Annotated in this window: 14 protein-coding genes; 8 read left to right on the forward strand and 6 right to left on the reverse strand. The window is 68.7% G+C overall.

What is annotated here, in order from left to right; translation table 11 throughout:
• Nucleotides 1-2 precede the first annotated feature (2 nt).
• Entirely contained in the window at nucleotides 3-1,016 is a 1,014-nt protein-coding gene (locus ACFQS9_RS17080) for a glycerophosphodiester phosphodiesterase family protein (protein ID WP_378406789.1), read from the reverse strand.
• Between the two features lie 130 nt (nucleotides 1,017-1,146).
• Here ACFQS9_RS17080 and ACFQS9_RS17085 point away from each other — a divergent pair, with 130 nt between their 5' ends.
• Entirely contained in the window at nucleotides 1,147-2,037 is an 891-nt protein-coding gene (locus ACFQS9_RS17085; RefSeq protein ID WP_378406791.1) for a poly(ethylene terephthalate) hydrolase family protein, read from the forward strand.
• Between the two features lies 1 nt (nucleotide 2,038).
• On the opposite strand, the gene ACFQS9_RS17090 is transcribed toward ACFQS9_RS17085, so the two are convergent.
• The gene (locus ACFQS9_RS17090; RefSeq protein WP_378406793.1) at nucleotides 2,039-3,412 is read right to left on the reverse strand and encodes a flavin-containing monooxygenase; all 1,374 of its coding nucleotides are present in this window, start codon (nucleotides 3,410-3,412) and stop codon (nucleotides 2,039-2,041) included.
• A 202-nt stretch (nucleotides 3,413-3,614) separates the two neighbouring features.
• Between ACFQS9_RS17090 and ACFQS9_RS17095 the strand changes: the two genes are divergently transcribed.
• Nucleotides 3,615-5,006 (forward strand): NAD-dependent malic enzyme, encoded by a 1,392-nt coding sequence (locus tag ACFQS9_RS17095; protein WP_378406795.1) that lies wholly within the window; start codon nucleotides 3,615-3,617, stop codon nucleotides 5,004-5,006.
• A gap of 30 nt (nucleotides 5,007-5,036) precedes the next feature.
• Nucleotides 5,037-6,047: a hypothetical protein gene (locus ACFQS9_RS17100; RefSeq protein WP_378406797.1), complete on the forward strand. Its 1,011-nt coding sequence runs from the start codon at nucleotides 5,037-5,039 to the stop codon at nucleotides 6,045-6,047.
• Nucleotides 6,048-6,057: 10 nt separating this feature from the next.
• Here the strand turns inward: ACFQS9_RS17100 and ACFQS9_RS17105 are convergent, their stop codons facing one another.
• Both ACFQS9_RS17105 and ACFQS9_RS17110 read right to left on the reverse strand, forming a co-directional pair.
• Nucleotides 6,058-6,966: a hypothetical protein gene (locus ACFQS9_RS17105; protein ID WP_378406799.1), complete on the reverse strand. Its 909-nt coding sequence runs from the start codon at nucleotides 6,964-6,966 to the stop codon at nucleotides 6,058-6,060.
• 147 nt (nucleotides 6,967-7,113) lie between these two features.
• The gene (locus tag ACFQS9_RS17110; RefSeq protein WP_378406801.1) at nucleotides 7,114-7,869 is read right to left on the reverse strand and encodes a GbsR/MarR family transcriptional regulator; all 756 of its coding nucleotides are present in this window, start codon (nucleotides 7,867-7,869) and stop codon (nucleotides 7,114-7,116) included.
• Nucleotides 7,870-8,092: 223 nt separating this feature from the next.
• Between ACFQS9_RS17110 and ACFQS9_RS17115 the strand changes: the two genes are divergently transcribed.
• Complete coding sequence (locus ACFQS9_RS17115) at nucleotides 8,093-8,761, forward strand: DUF4097 family beta strand repeat-containing protein (RefSeq protein WP_378406803.1); 669 nt, start codon at nucleotides 8,093-8,095, stop codon at nucleotides 8,759-8,761.
• A gap of 84 nt (nucleotides 8,762-8,845) precedes the next feature.
• Nucleotides 8,846-10,075 (forward strand): serine hydrolase domain-containing protein, encoded by a 1,230-nt coding sequence (locus tag ACFQS9_RS17120; RefSeq protein WP_378406805.1) that lies wholly within the window; start codon nucleotides 8,846-8,848, stop codon nucleotides 10,073-10,075.
• A gap of 37 nt (nucleotides 10,076-10,112) precedes the next feature.
• On the opposite strand, the gene ACFQS9_RS17125 is transcribed toward ACFQS9_RS17120, so the two are convergent.
• Together ACFQS9_RS17125 and ACFQS9_RS17130 are read right to left on the reverse strand one after the other, a co-directional pair.
• Entirely contained in the window at nucleotides 10,113-10,760 is a 648-nt protein-coding gene (locus tag ACFQS9_RS17125; RefSeq protein WP_378406807.1) for a vitamin K epoxide reductase family protein, read from the reverse strand.
• Nucleotides 10,735-11,388 carry a DsbA family protein gene (locus ACFQS9_RS17130; protein WP_378406809.1) on the reverse strand — a complete coding sequence of 218 codons (654 nt, stop codon included), beginning with the start codon at nucleotides 11,386-11,388 and terminating at the stop codon, nucleotides 10,735-10,737. The genes ACFQS9_RS17125 and ACFQS9_RS17130 overlap by 26 nt, the downstream gene beginning before the upstream one ends.
• Before the next feature lie 132 nt (nucleotides 11,389-11,520).
• Here ACFQS9_RS17130 and ACFQS9_RS17135 point away from each other — a divergent pair, with 132 nt between their 5' ends.
• Genes ACFQS9_RS17135 through ACFQS9_RS17145 form a run of 3 tightly spaced genes read left to right on the forward strand, consistent with a single transcriptional unit; the run spans nucleotide 11,521 to nucleotide 14,691 of the window.
• Nucleotides 11,521-11,925: an ArsR/SmtB family transcription factor gene (locus ACFQS9_RS17135; protein ID WP_378406811.1), complete on the forward strand. Its 405-nt coding sequence runs from the start codon at nucleotides 11,521-11,523 to the stop codon at nucleotides 11,923-11,925.
• Entirely contained in the window at nucleotides 11,918-14,050 is a 2,133-nt protein-coding gene (locus tag ACFQS9_RS17140) for a heavy metal translocating P-type ATPase (protein WP_378406813.1), read from the forward strand. Before ACFQS9_RS17135 ends, ACFQS9_RS17140 begins: the two co-directional genes overlap by 8 nt.
• A gap of 17 nt (nucleotides 14,051-14,067) precedes the next feature.
• Nucleotides 14,068-14,691 (forward strand): class I SAM-dependent methyltransferase, encoded by a 624-nt coding sequence (locus tag ACFQS9_RS17145; protein ID WP_378406816.1) that lies wholly within the window; start codon nucleotides 14,068-14,070, stop codon nucleotides 14,689-14,691.
• The last annotated feature ends 366 nt before the right edge of the window (nucleotides 14,692-15,057 follow it).

Raw genomic sequence — 15,057 nt, forward strand, 5'->3', positions numbered from 1 at the left:
ACCTACCCGACCGGATACCGCGGCGGCAGCGGCAGACCACGCTCGCGCATGACTTCGCGCAGGTGATCGGGGTAGTCGGTGATGATGCCGTCCACGCCCTGATCCAGCAGCGAGCGCATGGCGGCGGTATCGTTGGCGGTCCACGGCACGATCAGCATGCCGTTGTCATGGGCCTCGTCGACCATGGCGCGCGTGACCAGCGGCAGGCTCACCGAACCGTCGGGCGGCAGGGCGTACATGGGCGACAAAGCCGTGGCGCCGAAGGATTTCGCCGTGCGGACGAGGCTGCCGCCGAACTGGATCGGATGCAGTCCGCCCAGCCACGGGGAAAACGGGTAGACCTTGGTGGGATCGGTCAGGGCGTAGAGACGCAGGCCGGGATCGGTCTGGTGCATCAGGATGAGCGTGCCCCAGTCGAAGCTCTGGATGGCCGCGCGCTCCCGCATTCCGGCTCGGGCGATCTCCTGGACGGCTCGCTGGACGAACGCCTCCCGCGATGCGGTCTCCCTGCCGTTCGCGTCGGTCTTCAACTCGATGCTGAAGCGGACATCGTCGGCGGAGTGGGTGCGGGCGAGAGCGAAGACCTCGTCCAGGGTGGGCATTTTCGCGCCGGGTGCGGTGCGCTGACCGGGGTAGTCGGACTGCGCCCTGGAACCGCAATCCACCGTCCGCACCTGGTCGAAGGTCAGGTCCTTGATGAACTTGCCGACATACGGGAACTGCGGGTCACCGGGTGTCGCGGGTTGCGTGTCCGCGCACTTGCCGCTGTCGATGGCGGCATCGTGGGTAATGACGTCGCGCCCGTCCCTGGTGATCGCGAGATCGAGTTCCAGCGTGGACACCCCGAGATCGAGCGCATTCGCGAATGCGGGCAGCGTGTTCTCCACCACGAGCCCCCGCCCACCGCGATGCGCTTGCAGATCGAAGGCGCTCGGGGGCGCGGCGGCGGCGCCGGGCGTACCGAGAACGGCGGCGGCGCTCGTCGCGAGGGCAAGGGTGAGCAGTGCGGCCTTCACTATCGGAAACTCCTGCCCTCGAGGTGAAATCGGACCACGGTCACACTAGAGGGCGGCCCGCAACGAAATCCTGAGAACCGGCCGCGCGGTACCGCCGGAATAGGGTGGGTTCGTGACGTTGCGACGGCCTATGCTGCCCACCACCCGACCCACCCGGACACTGCTCCTCGCCGCGATGATCGCGCTGCCGATGGCGTCCGGATTCGCTGCCCCGGCCCTCGCATCGGCCCCCGCGGCCCCGGCGGCTCCCGCTGTTCCGGAACGGCAATCCGTCAGCGAGCGCTACGCGGCCACCGGCATCCACGCCGTCACATCGGTTGCGGTGCCCGGATACCAGGTGTTCCACCCCGCCGACATCGCCGCCAGCACCGACCGCCATCCGGTGGTCACCTTCGGTAACGGAAGCCACGCGACGTACGAGCAGTACGAGGAGCTGCTACGCCACCTGGCCTCCTGGGGCTTCGTCGTCGTGGTCGCCGACAGCAGCGTCACCGGCGACGGGACCGAGATCCTGGCGGCAGCGCGCTACGTCCTGGCGCAGAACGACAACCCGGAGAGCGTCTTTCACGATCGCATCGACGTCGCTCACGTCGCCGCCGTCGGACATTCGCAGGGCGCCGGGGGCTCGATCAATGCCAGCACCGACTCCGACGGACTCATCACCTCCACCGCGGTGCTCGACCTGCCCGATCCCTGGTGGGCCACTCGGCCCGTCGACGTGATCGACGTGGCTCGACTGACAGGTCCGGTGTTCTACCTGACCGGGGCCGAGGATCCGGTCTCGACGGCCATCCCGCAGGCCGCCTATCACGCCGAGAGCCCGGGACCCGCGGCCCGCGGCCGCCTGCTGGGGGTGGGGCACAACTGGCCCACCGACGGGGGTGGATTCCGCGGGTACCTCACCGCGTGGCTGCGCTTCACCCTCACCGGCGACACCGACGCCGCGCGCGCCTTCGTCGGTCCGGCGCCGGAACTGCTGGCCGATCCACGGTGGGACGGGACTGCGGTCAAGGGTTGGTGAATCAGCGCGCGGCGCGGGCGCGGCGTGCTCCGCGCCTGCGCTCCCGCTCGAGACTCCAGAGGTAGTGGTCGAAGTCGACCTCCATGGTGTGCCGCGGCGAGTTGTAGAACCGCCGCTTGGCGCGATCGTGCTCGGCCGTCATCTGAGTCCGGATCTCGGCGTCGGGCGGCGGTAGGTACCGGCCCGCGAGGGCCTCCGCGATCCACGCGCTCTGCGCCTCGGCGAGCGGCATCACCGCGCCGAGCGGCTGCAGAAGCCCGACGAAGTACAGGCCGGGAAGGTCCGGGTGCACGGTTCGCTTCCACAGCGGCAGGTCGTTCTCGGGGGCGGCGACGAGCTCCGGGTCGAAGAACGGAAAGCTCACCCGGTATCCGGTGGCCCACACGATCAGGTCGGCGCGGGACCGGGTCCCATCCGCGAAAACGACCGTGTCGCCTTCGAACCGGTCGATCTGCGGGCGTGGGCTGATCGCGCCGGCCCGCAGGCGCGCACGGATCTGCTCGGACTGCACCGGGTGCGCCTGACCGGGCCGATGCGTCGGCCGCGGCAGCCCGTAGCGGGTCAGGTCACCGGCCGTGAGGGCGCTGACCCGGAGCCCGGCGGAGATCACCCAGCCAGGCAGCCAGCCCGGCATCACGAACCGGTCGGCGGGCTTGCCGAGCAGCATCTTGCGCATCACCCAGTGGCTGCGCCGCACCGACAGCGTGGTGCTGCGCGCGACCTTGGACGCCTCGACCGCGATGTCGAGACCCGAGTTCCCCATGCCGACGACCACCACGTCGCGGCCGGCGAGCTGGTCGGCGGTGCGGTAGTCGTGGGAGTGGATCTGCTCGCCGGTGAAGCTCCCCGGAGCGGGGTCCGGCCAGCGGGGGTCCCAGTGGTGTCCGTTCGCGACCAGCACGGCGTCGTAGCTCGCCACGCGCTCGCCGGCGGGGCCGGTCGTACGGACCGACCACGTGCCATCCGCGGCCCGCTCGACCTGCTCGACGGTGGTGCCGAAGGTGATGGTGTGCCGGAACCCGAAATGCTCTACGTAGGACTCGAAGTAGGCTCGGACCTGGTCGTGCCGCGCGTAGGGCGGGTAGTCGGCGGGCATCGGGAAGTCCGAGAACGCCATCCGCGGGCAGGACGTGTTGATCTCCAACGTCTCGTAGCAGGCGGACACCCCGTTCGGGTTGTCGTAGACCCAGTTGCCGCCGATCACGCTTCCCTGCTCGAAGCAGTCGAACGGGATTCCGGCGACGTGGAGCGCCTTGGCCGCGGCGATGCCCGATGATCCCGCACCGATCACGCACACGCGGGGCAGGGGCTCGACCGTCGGAGCCGGGGCGGTGGCGGCGGGGGCGCTCCGCCGGGGTTTGACAAGATTGGGCATGGCGGCCATGTTCGCACGACCCCGCAGCCGACACGGGGTGTTCTTGTCCTGCCGGGCCGGTCAACGGGGTTGATCCACCAGATCGCCCCTTGTCTGGTGCCGAGCTTGCCACGCAGACTGTAAACGTTCGCGCAGAGCAACCAGGGCCCTGCTCGTCGACCCGGGAACCCTGCTGACAGCCAGTAATCAGGAGGGACCTCCGATGCCCACTCCCAGTCCCGGCTATTCGATCACTCTCCGCGTGCAGGCGCCGGTGGGCACCGGCACCACGTCGACACTCGCCACGGCGATCGCGTCCGTCCAGGGTGCGATGACCGCGCTCGATGTCGTCGAGAGCCACCCGAACTACATGGTCATCGACATCACCTGCGACGCGTCGGACGTCCAGCACGCCGACCAGATCTCCACCGCCATCGCCGAGGTGCCAGGGGTGACCGTCGGAAAGGTCAGTGACCGCACCTTCCTGCTGCACCTGGGCGGCAAGCTCGAGGTGGTCCCCACCGTGCCGCTCAAACACCGCGACGACCTCTCCCGCGCCTACACCCCGGGCGTCGCCCGGGTGTGTACCGCGATCGCGGACAACCCCGAGGACGTGCGCCGCCTGACGATCAAACGCAACACCGTCGCCGTCGTCACGGACGGATCCGCGGTGCTCGGGCTCGGCAACATCGGCGCCGCGGCGTCGATACCGGTGATGGAGGGCAAGGCGGCGCTGTTCAAGCAGTTCGCCGGCGTCGACGCGTGGCCGGTCTGCCTCGACACCCAGGACCCGGACGCGATCGTCGAGATCGTCCGGGCACTCGCACCGGTATACGGCGGCATCAACCTCGAAGACATTTCCGCGCCACGCTGCTTCGAGATCGAGGCCCGGCTGCGTGCAATTCTCGACATTCCGGTGTTCCACGACGATCAGCACGGCACCGCGATCGTCGTGCTCGCCGCCCTGACAAACGCGCTGCGCGTGGTCGACAAGTCGCTGGCGGATGCCCGGATCGTGGTCTCCGGGGTCGGCGCGGCCGGGCACGCGATCATCCGGCTGCTCACCGCGCAGGGCGCCACGAACATCATCGGGTGCGGCCGCAAGGGGATCCTGTCCCCCGATGACACCGCCGACCAGTTCCGCGCCTGGATCGCCGAGAACACCAATCCCGGGGCCCGGACCGGAACCCTGCGGGACGCGCTGGTCGGGGCCGATGTGTTCGTCGGCGTCTCCGCACCGAACATCCTCACCGGCGACGACATCGCCACGATGGCCGACAAGTCCATCGTGTTCGCCATGGCCAACCCGGTCCCGGAGGTCGACCCCGTCGCGGCCGGCCGACACGCCACCATCGTCGCCACCGGCCGGTCCGACTTCCCGAACCAGATCAACAACGTGCTCGCCTTCCCCGGGGTGTTCCGCGGCCTGCTCGACGCACACGCCGTCGACATCACCGACGACATGCTCATCGCCGCCGCCCGCGCGATCGCCGACACGGTGAAGCCATCCGAGCTCAACGCCACCTACATCGTGCCGAGCGTGTTCGACGCGGCGGTGGCGCCGGCGGTCGCGGCGGCAGTGCGAGACGCGGCGGGGCGGGGCTCAGCGCGCTGAGCCGGGGCGATGCCCGCGATCCTCCCAGACGTGTCGGCGCTCCTGTGCAATGAGTTCCTTCGCATGGCGGCTGTCCACGCGGAACCGCTCAACCGCGTCGCGAGCCGCCAGCGCGGCGAGCTGGAACGCATGGCGTGCCTCCATCCACGCATGCTGCGCGGCGTGGCGGCTGCTGAGCGCCGCCTTGCGCCCGAGGCCGGCGTCAGCCGCCTCCTCGTGCTCGGCAACGTGCCGGTCGGCCAGAAGGGCGTGGTCGTTGCCTTGCCGGCTGTAAAGATCCTCGTGTGCCGCCAGGTGATCCCGCGACACCTGGGCATGGTCGGCGACGTGTCGACGTTCGACCTCTGCGTGTTCGGTTGCGTGCCGGTGGCCAAGTGTTTCGCTGTCCGGCTGGTCTTGCTGCACCATGATGGCCTCCTCGCCCGGTTGGACGACGTCGGTGCTGAGCTAATTCCACTCCCACAGGCGGCCTTCGGATTTACCGTCGGTCACCTGGTACTCGAACACAACCGCGATACCGTTGAGACTGCGCAACTCCTCGGAGGCAGTCTCGTAAAACACTGCACCACGCCAGTCGAGTTGGCCTGGCCCGGTGAATCTGCCTACACCCTTTCCGGTGAAGGTCGCCGTCTGCCCGCTCGCGGTGACGACGAAGCCATCTCCGAGCCCGGTCATCGTTCCGTTGGGACGCATCGTCCCGACATAGGTGACGGTGACGGTGACTTGAACACCACAGAGCGTGCCTACCTGTTGGTCGGTCACCTCGGTGCGTGGACCCAAGCCGGCATCTGGCAGAACTCGCTGGCTGATGGTTTGTCCGGCCAGTTCCCCGACCTGCTCTCCGAGCATGATGATCTCCTTTGCCGAGTATTGACGCGTGTGCATCGTCCTGATGGCTGGAGTGACACCACGACGCTGCGCGGCGAATCAATCGTAAGACTGGGCGCCGACGCGGCCAATCGAACAAAGGTGCAGCGCCAGCGCGACAATCTCGGCCTGATCCGAAAGAGTCAGTCGTACAACACGATCAACTTCCGTTAGACCACGGGAATCACTGGAAGTAGGACGCATAGTCGCGGAAAGGAACCTGGCCGGTTGGGCTCGACCTCACGGCGTCGGCAACCGCCGAAGGAATGGGAGCCCAGTGGGCTGGCATCGCGGCCGCCAGGGAAGGCTTCAGAATGTAGAGCAGGGCGAAGTTCACGATCCAGAGCGGCGGCGCCATCGACATGCCCACCTCCGAACTCACACCCCCCTTGGTGTTGGTCACCAACTGAGCCTCGCCCGAAATCTGTTGCGATGCGAAGCCATAGACCGCTTGCACCGTGTATGCCGACCGGTAGAGCGCGATCAGGGTTTGTGTCGCACCGTTGTTCCTCAACCATGTGCCGACAAACCCGCCGGGAGCGATCAACGAGTTCACCTGCCTCGTCGGTGCGGCCGCGTTCGCCGGGCTCTCCAGCTGTCCGCTGGTGTTCACGTAGAGCCCGTAGCTGGCCAGAACCGACGGCGTGGAGCGGCCGTCGACGTCGGAATAGAGGGGACGGCCGTTCGTATTGGTGAGGATCCGGGCGCATGCATCGATCACCTCGGCAGCCTCGCGGCTGCCACCGACCCCGCCGCCGGTGCTGAGGTCGCGATACTGCTGCTCGGATAGAGCGTCGGCCCTGTTGAGCCCAATCTGGCCGGCGATCTCGTCCGCCGCTTGCTGACCGAGTGGCTGGTTGAGCTGCCCCGGACTGGTCATCTGCGTCGGCGCCAGGCGCTCGTAGCCGGGTGCCCCGGCGAAGGGGATCGCGAACCCGGTATCGACGGTGTCAGCCGCTGGTTCGGCGCCGGCTGTCTGGGTAGCTGCCGGGGAGAGGAGGCACACTCCAACCAGTGCCAGTACCGAGATGGTCCTGCGGTGGGGGGTTGCTCCGCGTCGATGCCCCGGACCCGCTAACCCTATGCCGCGCATACGTCGTCAACCTCCCAGCACACCGTCGGGCGATCAAACACAAGCTTGTTCCCCGGCCAAACGCCGTGTCAAGACCGCGTCGACCCGTGTGAGCGAGACGGTGTGCGGAACCCGTTACATGTCAACCACTTACGCCATATCCGCCGCCTATCCGCGATCTGAACTCGGCGGCGCGGTGCCGACCGGGGTCGCTTCGAGCTCGGCGTGGAGGATCTCGCGGGCCTGCTCCGCCGCGCGGGCGATGCTCTCGGAGACGAAGTCGACGAAGCGGGCGATGTTCTCGAGGCGGGCGGCGGCCGGGGTGCCGGAACCGAGGACGCCGACGCCCTGCCGTGCGACCTCGACGAGGTGAGCGGTGGAGCGGGCGCTGGCCATCATCGATTGGTACCAGACATCGTCGTCGACGACGTAGCGCTCACGGCGGCGTTCGTCGCGTTCCCGGCGGACGTGGCTCTGACTCTCCAGGAACGTGATCGCTTTGGAGACGGACGCCGGGCTGACCTGGAGGCGCTGAACGAGCTCGGAGGCGGTGAGACTGCCCGCGTCGGTGGTGTAGAGGCAGGCCAGCACCCGGGACGTCATCTTGGGCAGGCCTGATTGCATGAAGACGGCGGCGAACATCTCCTCGTACTCGCGTACGGCCTCGGCGTCGCGCCCGTCGGCCTGCGGGGGCGCCTCAGGCAACCGGGACGTGGCCTTCCTGCGCCGGTGGGTGCGGCGCTGGGTGGCTTGGTGGGCCAGGCCGGCACGGTAGGCGGTCGGGCCGCCGTTGCGCATCACCTCACGCGTGATCGTCGAGGTCGGACGATCGAGGCGCCTGGCGATCTCCGCGTAGGCCAGGCCGTCGGCCAACCCCAGCGCGATCTGCTGACGGTCCTGCTGAGTGAGCCTGCCTCCCGGCATCGCGACCTCCTTCGTGCTCCCTGAAGCCCCACCATAGCGTTCACTCCAGATTCATTGCAATGATCGAGGCGGGCAGACGTTGCATTGATTCTCAAAACACTGCAACGATTGATGGGTATTTACCTGCAACAATGCCGGAGTTGCGCAACGAATGTGTTGAAGCATCTTGGAAAGCAACGTAGCGTTTCCAGTGTTCGCAAACAACGAGTCACAGGAGAGCACGATGCTGAAGTTCGATACCCCCACCCCGATCTCCGTCGTCTTGGACATCCCCGCGGGGCGCGTCCAGTTCATCGCCGCCGATCGGACCGACACCGCCGTCGAGGTCCTGCCCGCGGACGCCTCGAAGCGCCGCGACGTGCAGGTGGCGGAGCAGACCAAGGTCGAATACGGCGACGGCGTCCTGCGGATCGAGGCCTCGGCGAAGAACCAATCCCTCAGCCCCTCCGGATCCATCGAGGTGACGGTCCAGCTGCCCGCCGGTTCCCGGGTCGAGGCGAAGGCGACCACGGCCGAACTCCGGGCCGTCGGACGATTCGGCGACGTCGCCTTCGAGGGCGCGCACGGCGCGATCAAGATCGACGAGGCCGCGAGCGTCCGCCTCACCACCGACGCCGGTGACGTCTCGGTCGGCCGCCTGGGCGGCCCCGCACAGATCAGCACCAGCAAGGGCAACATCGACATCGCCGAGGCGGTGCGCGGCACGGTCGTGCTGCGCACACAGGCCGGCGAGGTGTCGATCGGCGCCGCCGCCGGAGTCTCGGCCTCCCTGGACGCCGGCACCACCTACGGCCGGATCCGCAACGCGCTCAACAACACCGAAGGCGCCGCCGCCCAGCTCGACATCCACGCGACCACCGCCCACGGCGACATCAACGCCCGCAGCCTCTGACCCGCAGCCTCCGGGGAGCACCGCCGAGGCGTCGGCGCCGAAACGGGTCCCGCAGATCGAACACCACGAGCAAGGAGATCAATGATGGAACACAACAACAGCGGCTTCTCCGAAGCAGGGCTGCGCAGAGTACGCGACGTGCTGGACCGGCATGTCGAGTCCGGAAAGATCCCCGGGCTCGTCGCCCTGGTCAGCCGGGGCGGTGAGACACACGTCGAAGCGATCGGGACGATGCGCGCCGACGGTGGCGCGCCGATGCGCCGGGACACGATCTTCCGGATGGCGTCCACATCCAAGCCGGTCACGACGGCGGCGGCGATGATCCTGCTCGACGAATGCCGGCTGCGGCTGGACGACCCGGTAGATCCGTGGCTGCCCGAACTCGCCGACCGTCAGGTGCTGAGGCGGCCCGACGGACCGCTGGACGACACCGTGCCTGCGCAGCGGCCGATCACCGTGCGGGACCTGCTGACCTCCACATTCGGGCTCGGAGTGGATCTCACGTTGATGGGCTCCCCGATCATGGCCGCCGTTCTCGACCGCGCCAACTACAGCCCCGAAGCGGGGGCTGCGCCCGAGCCGGACGAGTGGATGCGCCGCCTTGGCGAGCTGCCGCTTTCGTACCAGCCCGGAGAGCAGTGGCAGTACGAACTCAGCAACGATGTCCTCGGCGTGCTCGTCGCCAGGGTCTCGGGTCAGCCGTTCGAAACGTTTCTCCGCGAACGCCTCTTCGATCCGCTGGGGATGAAGGACACCGGCTTCCACTTGCCCGCCGGCAAGATCGACCGGCTGCCGCCCAGCTATGTGCCCGACCCGGAGACCGGGGAGTTCATCGTGTGGGACGAGGCGGCAGGTGGAAAGTTCAGCCGGCCCCCGGCGTTCCAGCATGGCGGCGGCGGACTGGTCTCCACCGTCGACGACTACCACGCCTACTTCCAGATGCTGCTGAACCACGGGATGCACGGGACCGAACGGATCCTGTCCCGGCCCGCCGTCCAGCTGATGACCACCAACTGCCTCACACCCGGACAACAAGCCGCCCGAGATATCTTGGCCAAGAACAACGTCCACATGTCATTCGGCCAGGGGCAGCAGGGCGGCTGGGGCTTCGGGATGGCGGTGCGCACCTACCGTGGCGACTACGCCCCCATCGGCCAGTTCGGCTGGGACGGCGGAACCGGAACCACGGCCTACGCCGACCCGGACAACCAGCTCACCGGAATCCTGTTCACCCAGGTCGGGTTGTCAACCCCGGATCCGGCGCGGCTCATCCACGACTTCTGGACCACGCTCTACCAGGCACTCGACGACTGAAGAGGTCGGTCTCGACCGTTTGGCTCGGTCGGGCCGGCTACAGCAGGCTGGACCAGTACGAGTAGAAGCGGTGGACCACCAGCGCGGCCACGGCGAGGAACCAGAAGGTCACCGGGATCAGGTGGTTCCCGGCCGCGGTCACGACTTCCGCGCGGACGGGCCGGGTGAAGGCGCCGTGGTGCAGGTTCCGGAGGGTGACGTACCAGAAGATCGGGACGGTCGCGGCCCACACGACCATGCAGTACGGGCACAGGGCACCGATGACGTAGAGGCTCTGCGCGATCAGCCAGTGCACGAACACCACCGCGGCGGTGACACCGAGTTGCAGGCTCAACCAGTACCAGCGGGCGAAGCGGGCACCGGCGAGGAGCCCGGCGCCGGTGGCCGCCACGACCGCGAACCCGGCGATACCGAGCAGTGAGTTGGGGAACCCGAACACCGACGCCTGCGCCGTGGACATCACCGAGCCACAGTTGAGGACCGGATTCAGGCTGCAGGACGGGATGTAGTTCGAATCCGCCGCAAGGGAGAACTTCTCCACGGTGAGCACGAAAGCGGCCGCCAGTCCCACGAGCCCGCCGATCAACAGCAGCAAGGGCAGCGACCGATCGAACGGGGCAGCTCCACGGGACTGCTCCACCGCCGGGGTGGCAGCGGCGTCAGCCGAGGGCGGCGTCGAGCGCATCGGTCAGGTCCTGGAGGGTGTTGGGTTCCAACCGCTGGCCGTCGAGGAAGAACGACGGCGTGCCCTGCACTCCGAGGGCCTTGCCGTCGGCGACATCCGCCGCGACTCGTGCCGCGGTCGCGGGGTCGGCATATGCGGCGTCGAACGCCGCCATGTCGAGTCCGAGGTCGGCGGCGAACCCGCGAAAGACGTCGTCCTTGGGCACCCGCTGCTCACCCCACTCGGTCTGCGTCTCGTACATCTTCTGATACATCTGCTCGAACTTGCCCTGCTGCGCAGCGGCTTCCACCGCCCGGGCCGCGCGTTCCGCGTTGAAGTGTCCGGGCAGCGGGAAGTAGCGCACCACGAAGCCGACCCGGTCGCCGTACTCGGCGCGCAGGTCCTCGATCGCGGGATACACCCCCCGGCAGGCCTCGCACTCGAAGTCGAGAAACTCCACGAACGTCGGGCTGCCCTCCGGGGCCGACGAGATCCGGTGACTGTCCGGCCGCACCACCACTTCAGCGGCACGATCGTCCGAGACAGACGCATCGGAATCGCCGCCCGATCGACTGACCAGCAGAATCGCCGCCACCGCGACGACGAACACGGCCACGAGAGCCAGCGAGATCTTCACTCCCCGACTCATGCGACGACCGCCGTCCACCAGGCGGGAAACTCGGACAAACTGGGCGAGGGTTGCATGGCGACACGCTAACGGATGTTGATATGGCCACCCCGACCCGGTCCCCTTCATATCAATGACCGTTAGTATGTTGATATGGCCGACGAACCGATGGACACCTGCGACCTGCTCTGCCTGGATCTCCCGCACGCGGAGCGGATACGGGCCGGGCTCCCGTCGCCGGCGCTCGTCGAGCCGGCCGCTGCCGCCGCCCGCGCGCTCGGCGACCCCACACGCCTGACGATCGCCACCGCGCTGCGCTCCGGCGACGAGTTGTGCGTGTGCGACATGGCGTGGGTCGTCGGGCAGGCGCAGAACCTCGTCTCGCATCACCTGCGGCAGCTCAAGATCGCCGGCCTGGTGACCTCCCGTCGCCAGGGCCGGCTGGTCATGTACACGCTGACCGCCCGCGGGCGCGCGCTCGTCGACGCCGTCGTCGGCGAGCGCGCCACCCCAACCGACACCGACACGGACACCAAGGAGGCAGAGCAGCATGTCTGACGCCTGCTGCGAGCCGACACCCGCCGACACCGCAACCGACGCCGCCGAACCCGACCACGGGCCCGACCGCTGGTGGCAGGTGCGTGAACTACAACTGGCGGCCGCGGCCGCCGTGCTGCTCGGTTTCGGATGGCTGCTCGGGCGGTCCGGCGCCGAGACGGCCGGAACCGTGGTGGAGCTGGTCGCCGTCGTGGTCGCCGCGTCCACCTTCGTTCCCGGTGCGCTGAGGAATCTCCGCCACCGCCGGGTCGGGGTCGGGACCTTGATGACCATCGCCGCGATCGGCGCGGTCGCGCTCGGCCAGTATCCCGAGGCGGCGATGCTCGGCATCCTCTTCTCCATCGCCGAGGGCCTCGAGCACTACGCCGTCACCCGCACCCGCCGCGGACTGCGGGCACTGCTGTCCCTGGTCCCCCCGACCGCGACCGTTCTGCGCGACGGCGCGGAAGCAACCGTGGCGCCGGACGAACTCGCGCTCGGCGATCGGATGCTGCTGCGCCCGGGCGAGCGCGCCGCCACCGACGGCGTGATCCGTGTCGGTCGAACCAGCCTCGACCTGTCCGCGATCACCGGTGAGTCGGTGCCGGTGGAGGCCGGGCCGGGTGACGAGCTGCACGCCGGGGCGATCAACGGCGGCGGTGCGATCGAGGTCGAGGTCACCGCCCGCGCCGCCGACAGCTCCCTCGCCCGGATCGTGCACATCGTCGAGGAGGCCCAGGAACGCAAGGGCGCCGGGCAGCGCCTCGCCGACACCATCGCCAAGCCACTGGTCCCGGCGATCATGATCCTCGCGGCACTCGTCGCCGGCATCGGTTCCCTGTTCGGGGATCCGATGCTGTGGATCGAACGCGCCCTCGTCGTCCTCGTCGCCGCCTCCCCCTGCGCGCTGGCGATCGCCGTCCCGCTCACCGTGGTCGCCGCGATCGGCGCGTCCAGCCGGCACGGCGCCCTGATCAAGGGCGGCGCCGCACTCGAGGAACTCGGCCGCATCCGCGTCGTCGCCCTCGACAAGACCGGCACCCTCACCCGCAACACGCCGCAGGTCGTCGCCACCGTCACCGCGCCCGGCATCGCCGACGCCGAGGTCCTCGCCGCCGCGGCTGCGCTCGAGGCGCGCAGCGAGCACCCGCTCGCTGCCGCGATCCTCGCCGCCACCGCCCAGCCCGCGACCCCCGCCGCCGATGTCACCGCGGTGCCCGGCCACGGACTGACCGGAACCCTCGACGGCCGTGCGCTGCGCCTGGGCAAGCCCGGCTGGATCGACCCCGGTCCGCTGTCGGCCGACGTCACGCGCCTGCAGGAGGCGGGCGCCACGGTGGTGATCGTCGAACGGGACGGATCGGTGGTCGGGGCGATCGCGGTCCGCGACGAACTACGCCCCGAAGCCCCCGAGGCCGTCGACCGGCTGCGCCGACTCGGCGTCGACGTCGCCATGCTCACCGGCGACAACGAACGCACCGCCCGTGCCCTGGCCGCCGACGCCGGCATCACCACCGTCCACGCCGAACTGCTCCCCGAGGACAAGGCGAACCTGCTACCGACCCTCGCGGATGGTCGCCGGGTCGCGATGGTCGGCGATGGGATCAACGACGCGCCTGCCCTGGCCACCGCCGACGTCGGCATCGCGATGGGCGCGATGGGCACCGACGTCGCGATCGAAACCGCCGACGTCGCCCTGATGGGCGAGGACCTGCGCCACCTGCCCCAGGTCCTCTCACACGCCCGCCGCGCCCGCCGAATCATGGTGCAGAACATCGGATTCTCGCTCGCGATCATCACGGTGCTGATTCCACTGGCCGCCACCGGTGTGCTCGGTCTCGCCACGGTGGTGTTCATCCACGAGTTCGCCGAGGTCCTCGTCATCGCCAACGCCATTCGCGCCGCCAAGGCCACCGCCCTACCCGGTCTGACGTCGGCACCCACCACCGGCGGGCCGGTACACGTGACCGTCGCACCCGCGGTGCATGTTCTGGGGGATGCTTGCTGCCCACCCTCGGGTCCGGTGACCACCACCAGCACAGGCAGCGCGCCAGTCGGCGACCTACCCCTGCTGCCACTCGCCGCGCCGGGCACGGCCGGGCAATCCGATCTCGATCCGTGCGATGCTGGACGACAGGAGCCGTGAGGGGTAGAGAGGCTGTCATGGGGTTCTATGGGGATCAGATCGTTCCACGGCTGGTGAACATCTCGTGTGGGATGTCGCTGACCGAACCGTCACGGGAACGGGCATGCGCCGGACTGCGCGGCCGCGTCGTCGAGATCGGGTTCGGCTCGGGGCTCAATGTCCCGTTCTATCCGGCCACCGTGGATTCCGTCAGCGCCGTCGAACCCGCGGACCTCGGCTGGAAGCTGGCCGCCACACGACTCGCGGCCTCCCGTGTGCCCGTCGAGCGTTCCGGCCTGGACGGACAGTCACTCCCCTTCCCCGACAACACCTTCGACAGCGCGCTTTCCACCTGGACGATGTGCACGATCCCCGATGTGGACACCGCGCTGCGCGAGGTGCGGCGGGTCCTCAAGCCCGGCGGCACCCTGCATTTCGTCGAACACGGCCTCGCCCCGCACGAGAAGGTCCGGCGCTGGCAGTACCGCTTCGAGCCGATCCAGAAGGCCGTCGCGGGCGGCTGCCACCTCACCCGTGAGATCCCGGCGCTCGTGCGGGCCGCGGGGTTCGAGATCCGCGACCTGGACACGTACTACGAGAAGGGCGTCCCGAAGATCATGGGCGCTCTCTCCCTCGGGGTCACCGAACCCCTCGAGGACTAACCACGTCGGGCGCTGAGCGCACTTCGCCGACGGCGTCGTTCCTGCCGTCAGTGAATGTCGCCGCCGCCGCTCACTTCATAGGCATGTCCTTGCACATCTCGCACATGCCGCACATCTGACCGTTCAGCATCATCATCTGGCAGTTCCACCAGGCCTGAAGGTTCGCCAGCAGATCCATCGTGACTCCTCATGCTCTTGCCCCGGACGCAGGCCACCGAGGCTCATCTACTACCTGCGTACGTAGATAGTATCTATCGCTTCCGGAGCCCAGCGCCCGGCACCGGAATCCGTGGTCGCGGGCCTTTCGGGCATTACGCGGCGTCCGGCGTCGCGTCCATGAGACGTACTCTTGTAGCGCGGAAGTGG

The organism is Rhodococcus daqingensis (genome assembly GCF_042665615.1).
In the GTDB taxonomy this organism is placed as follows: Bacteria; Actinomycetota; Actinomycetes; order Mycobacteriales; family Mycobacteriaceae; genus Rhodococcus_G; species Rhodococcus_G daqingensis.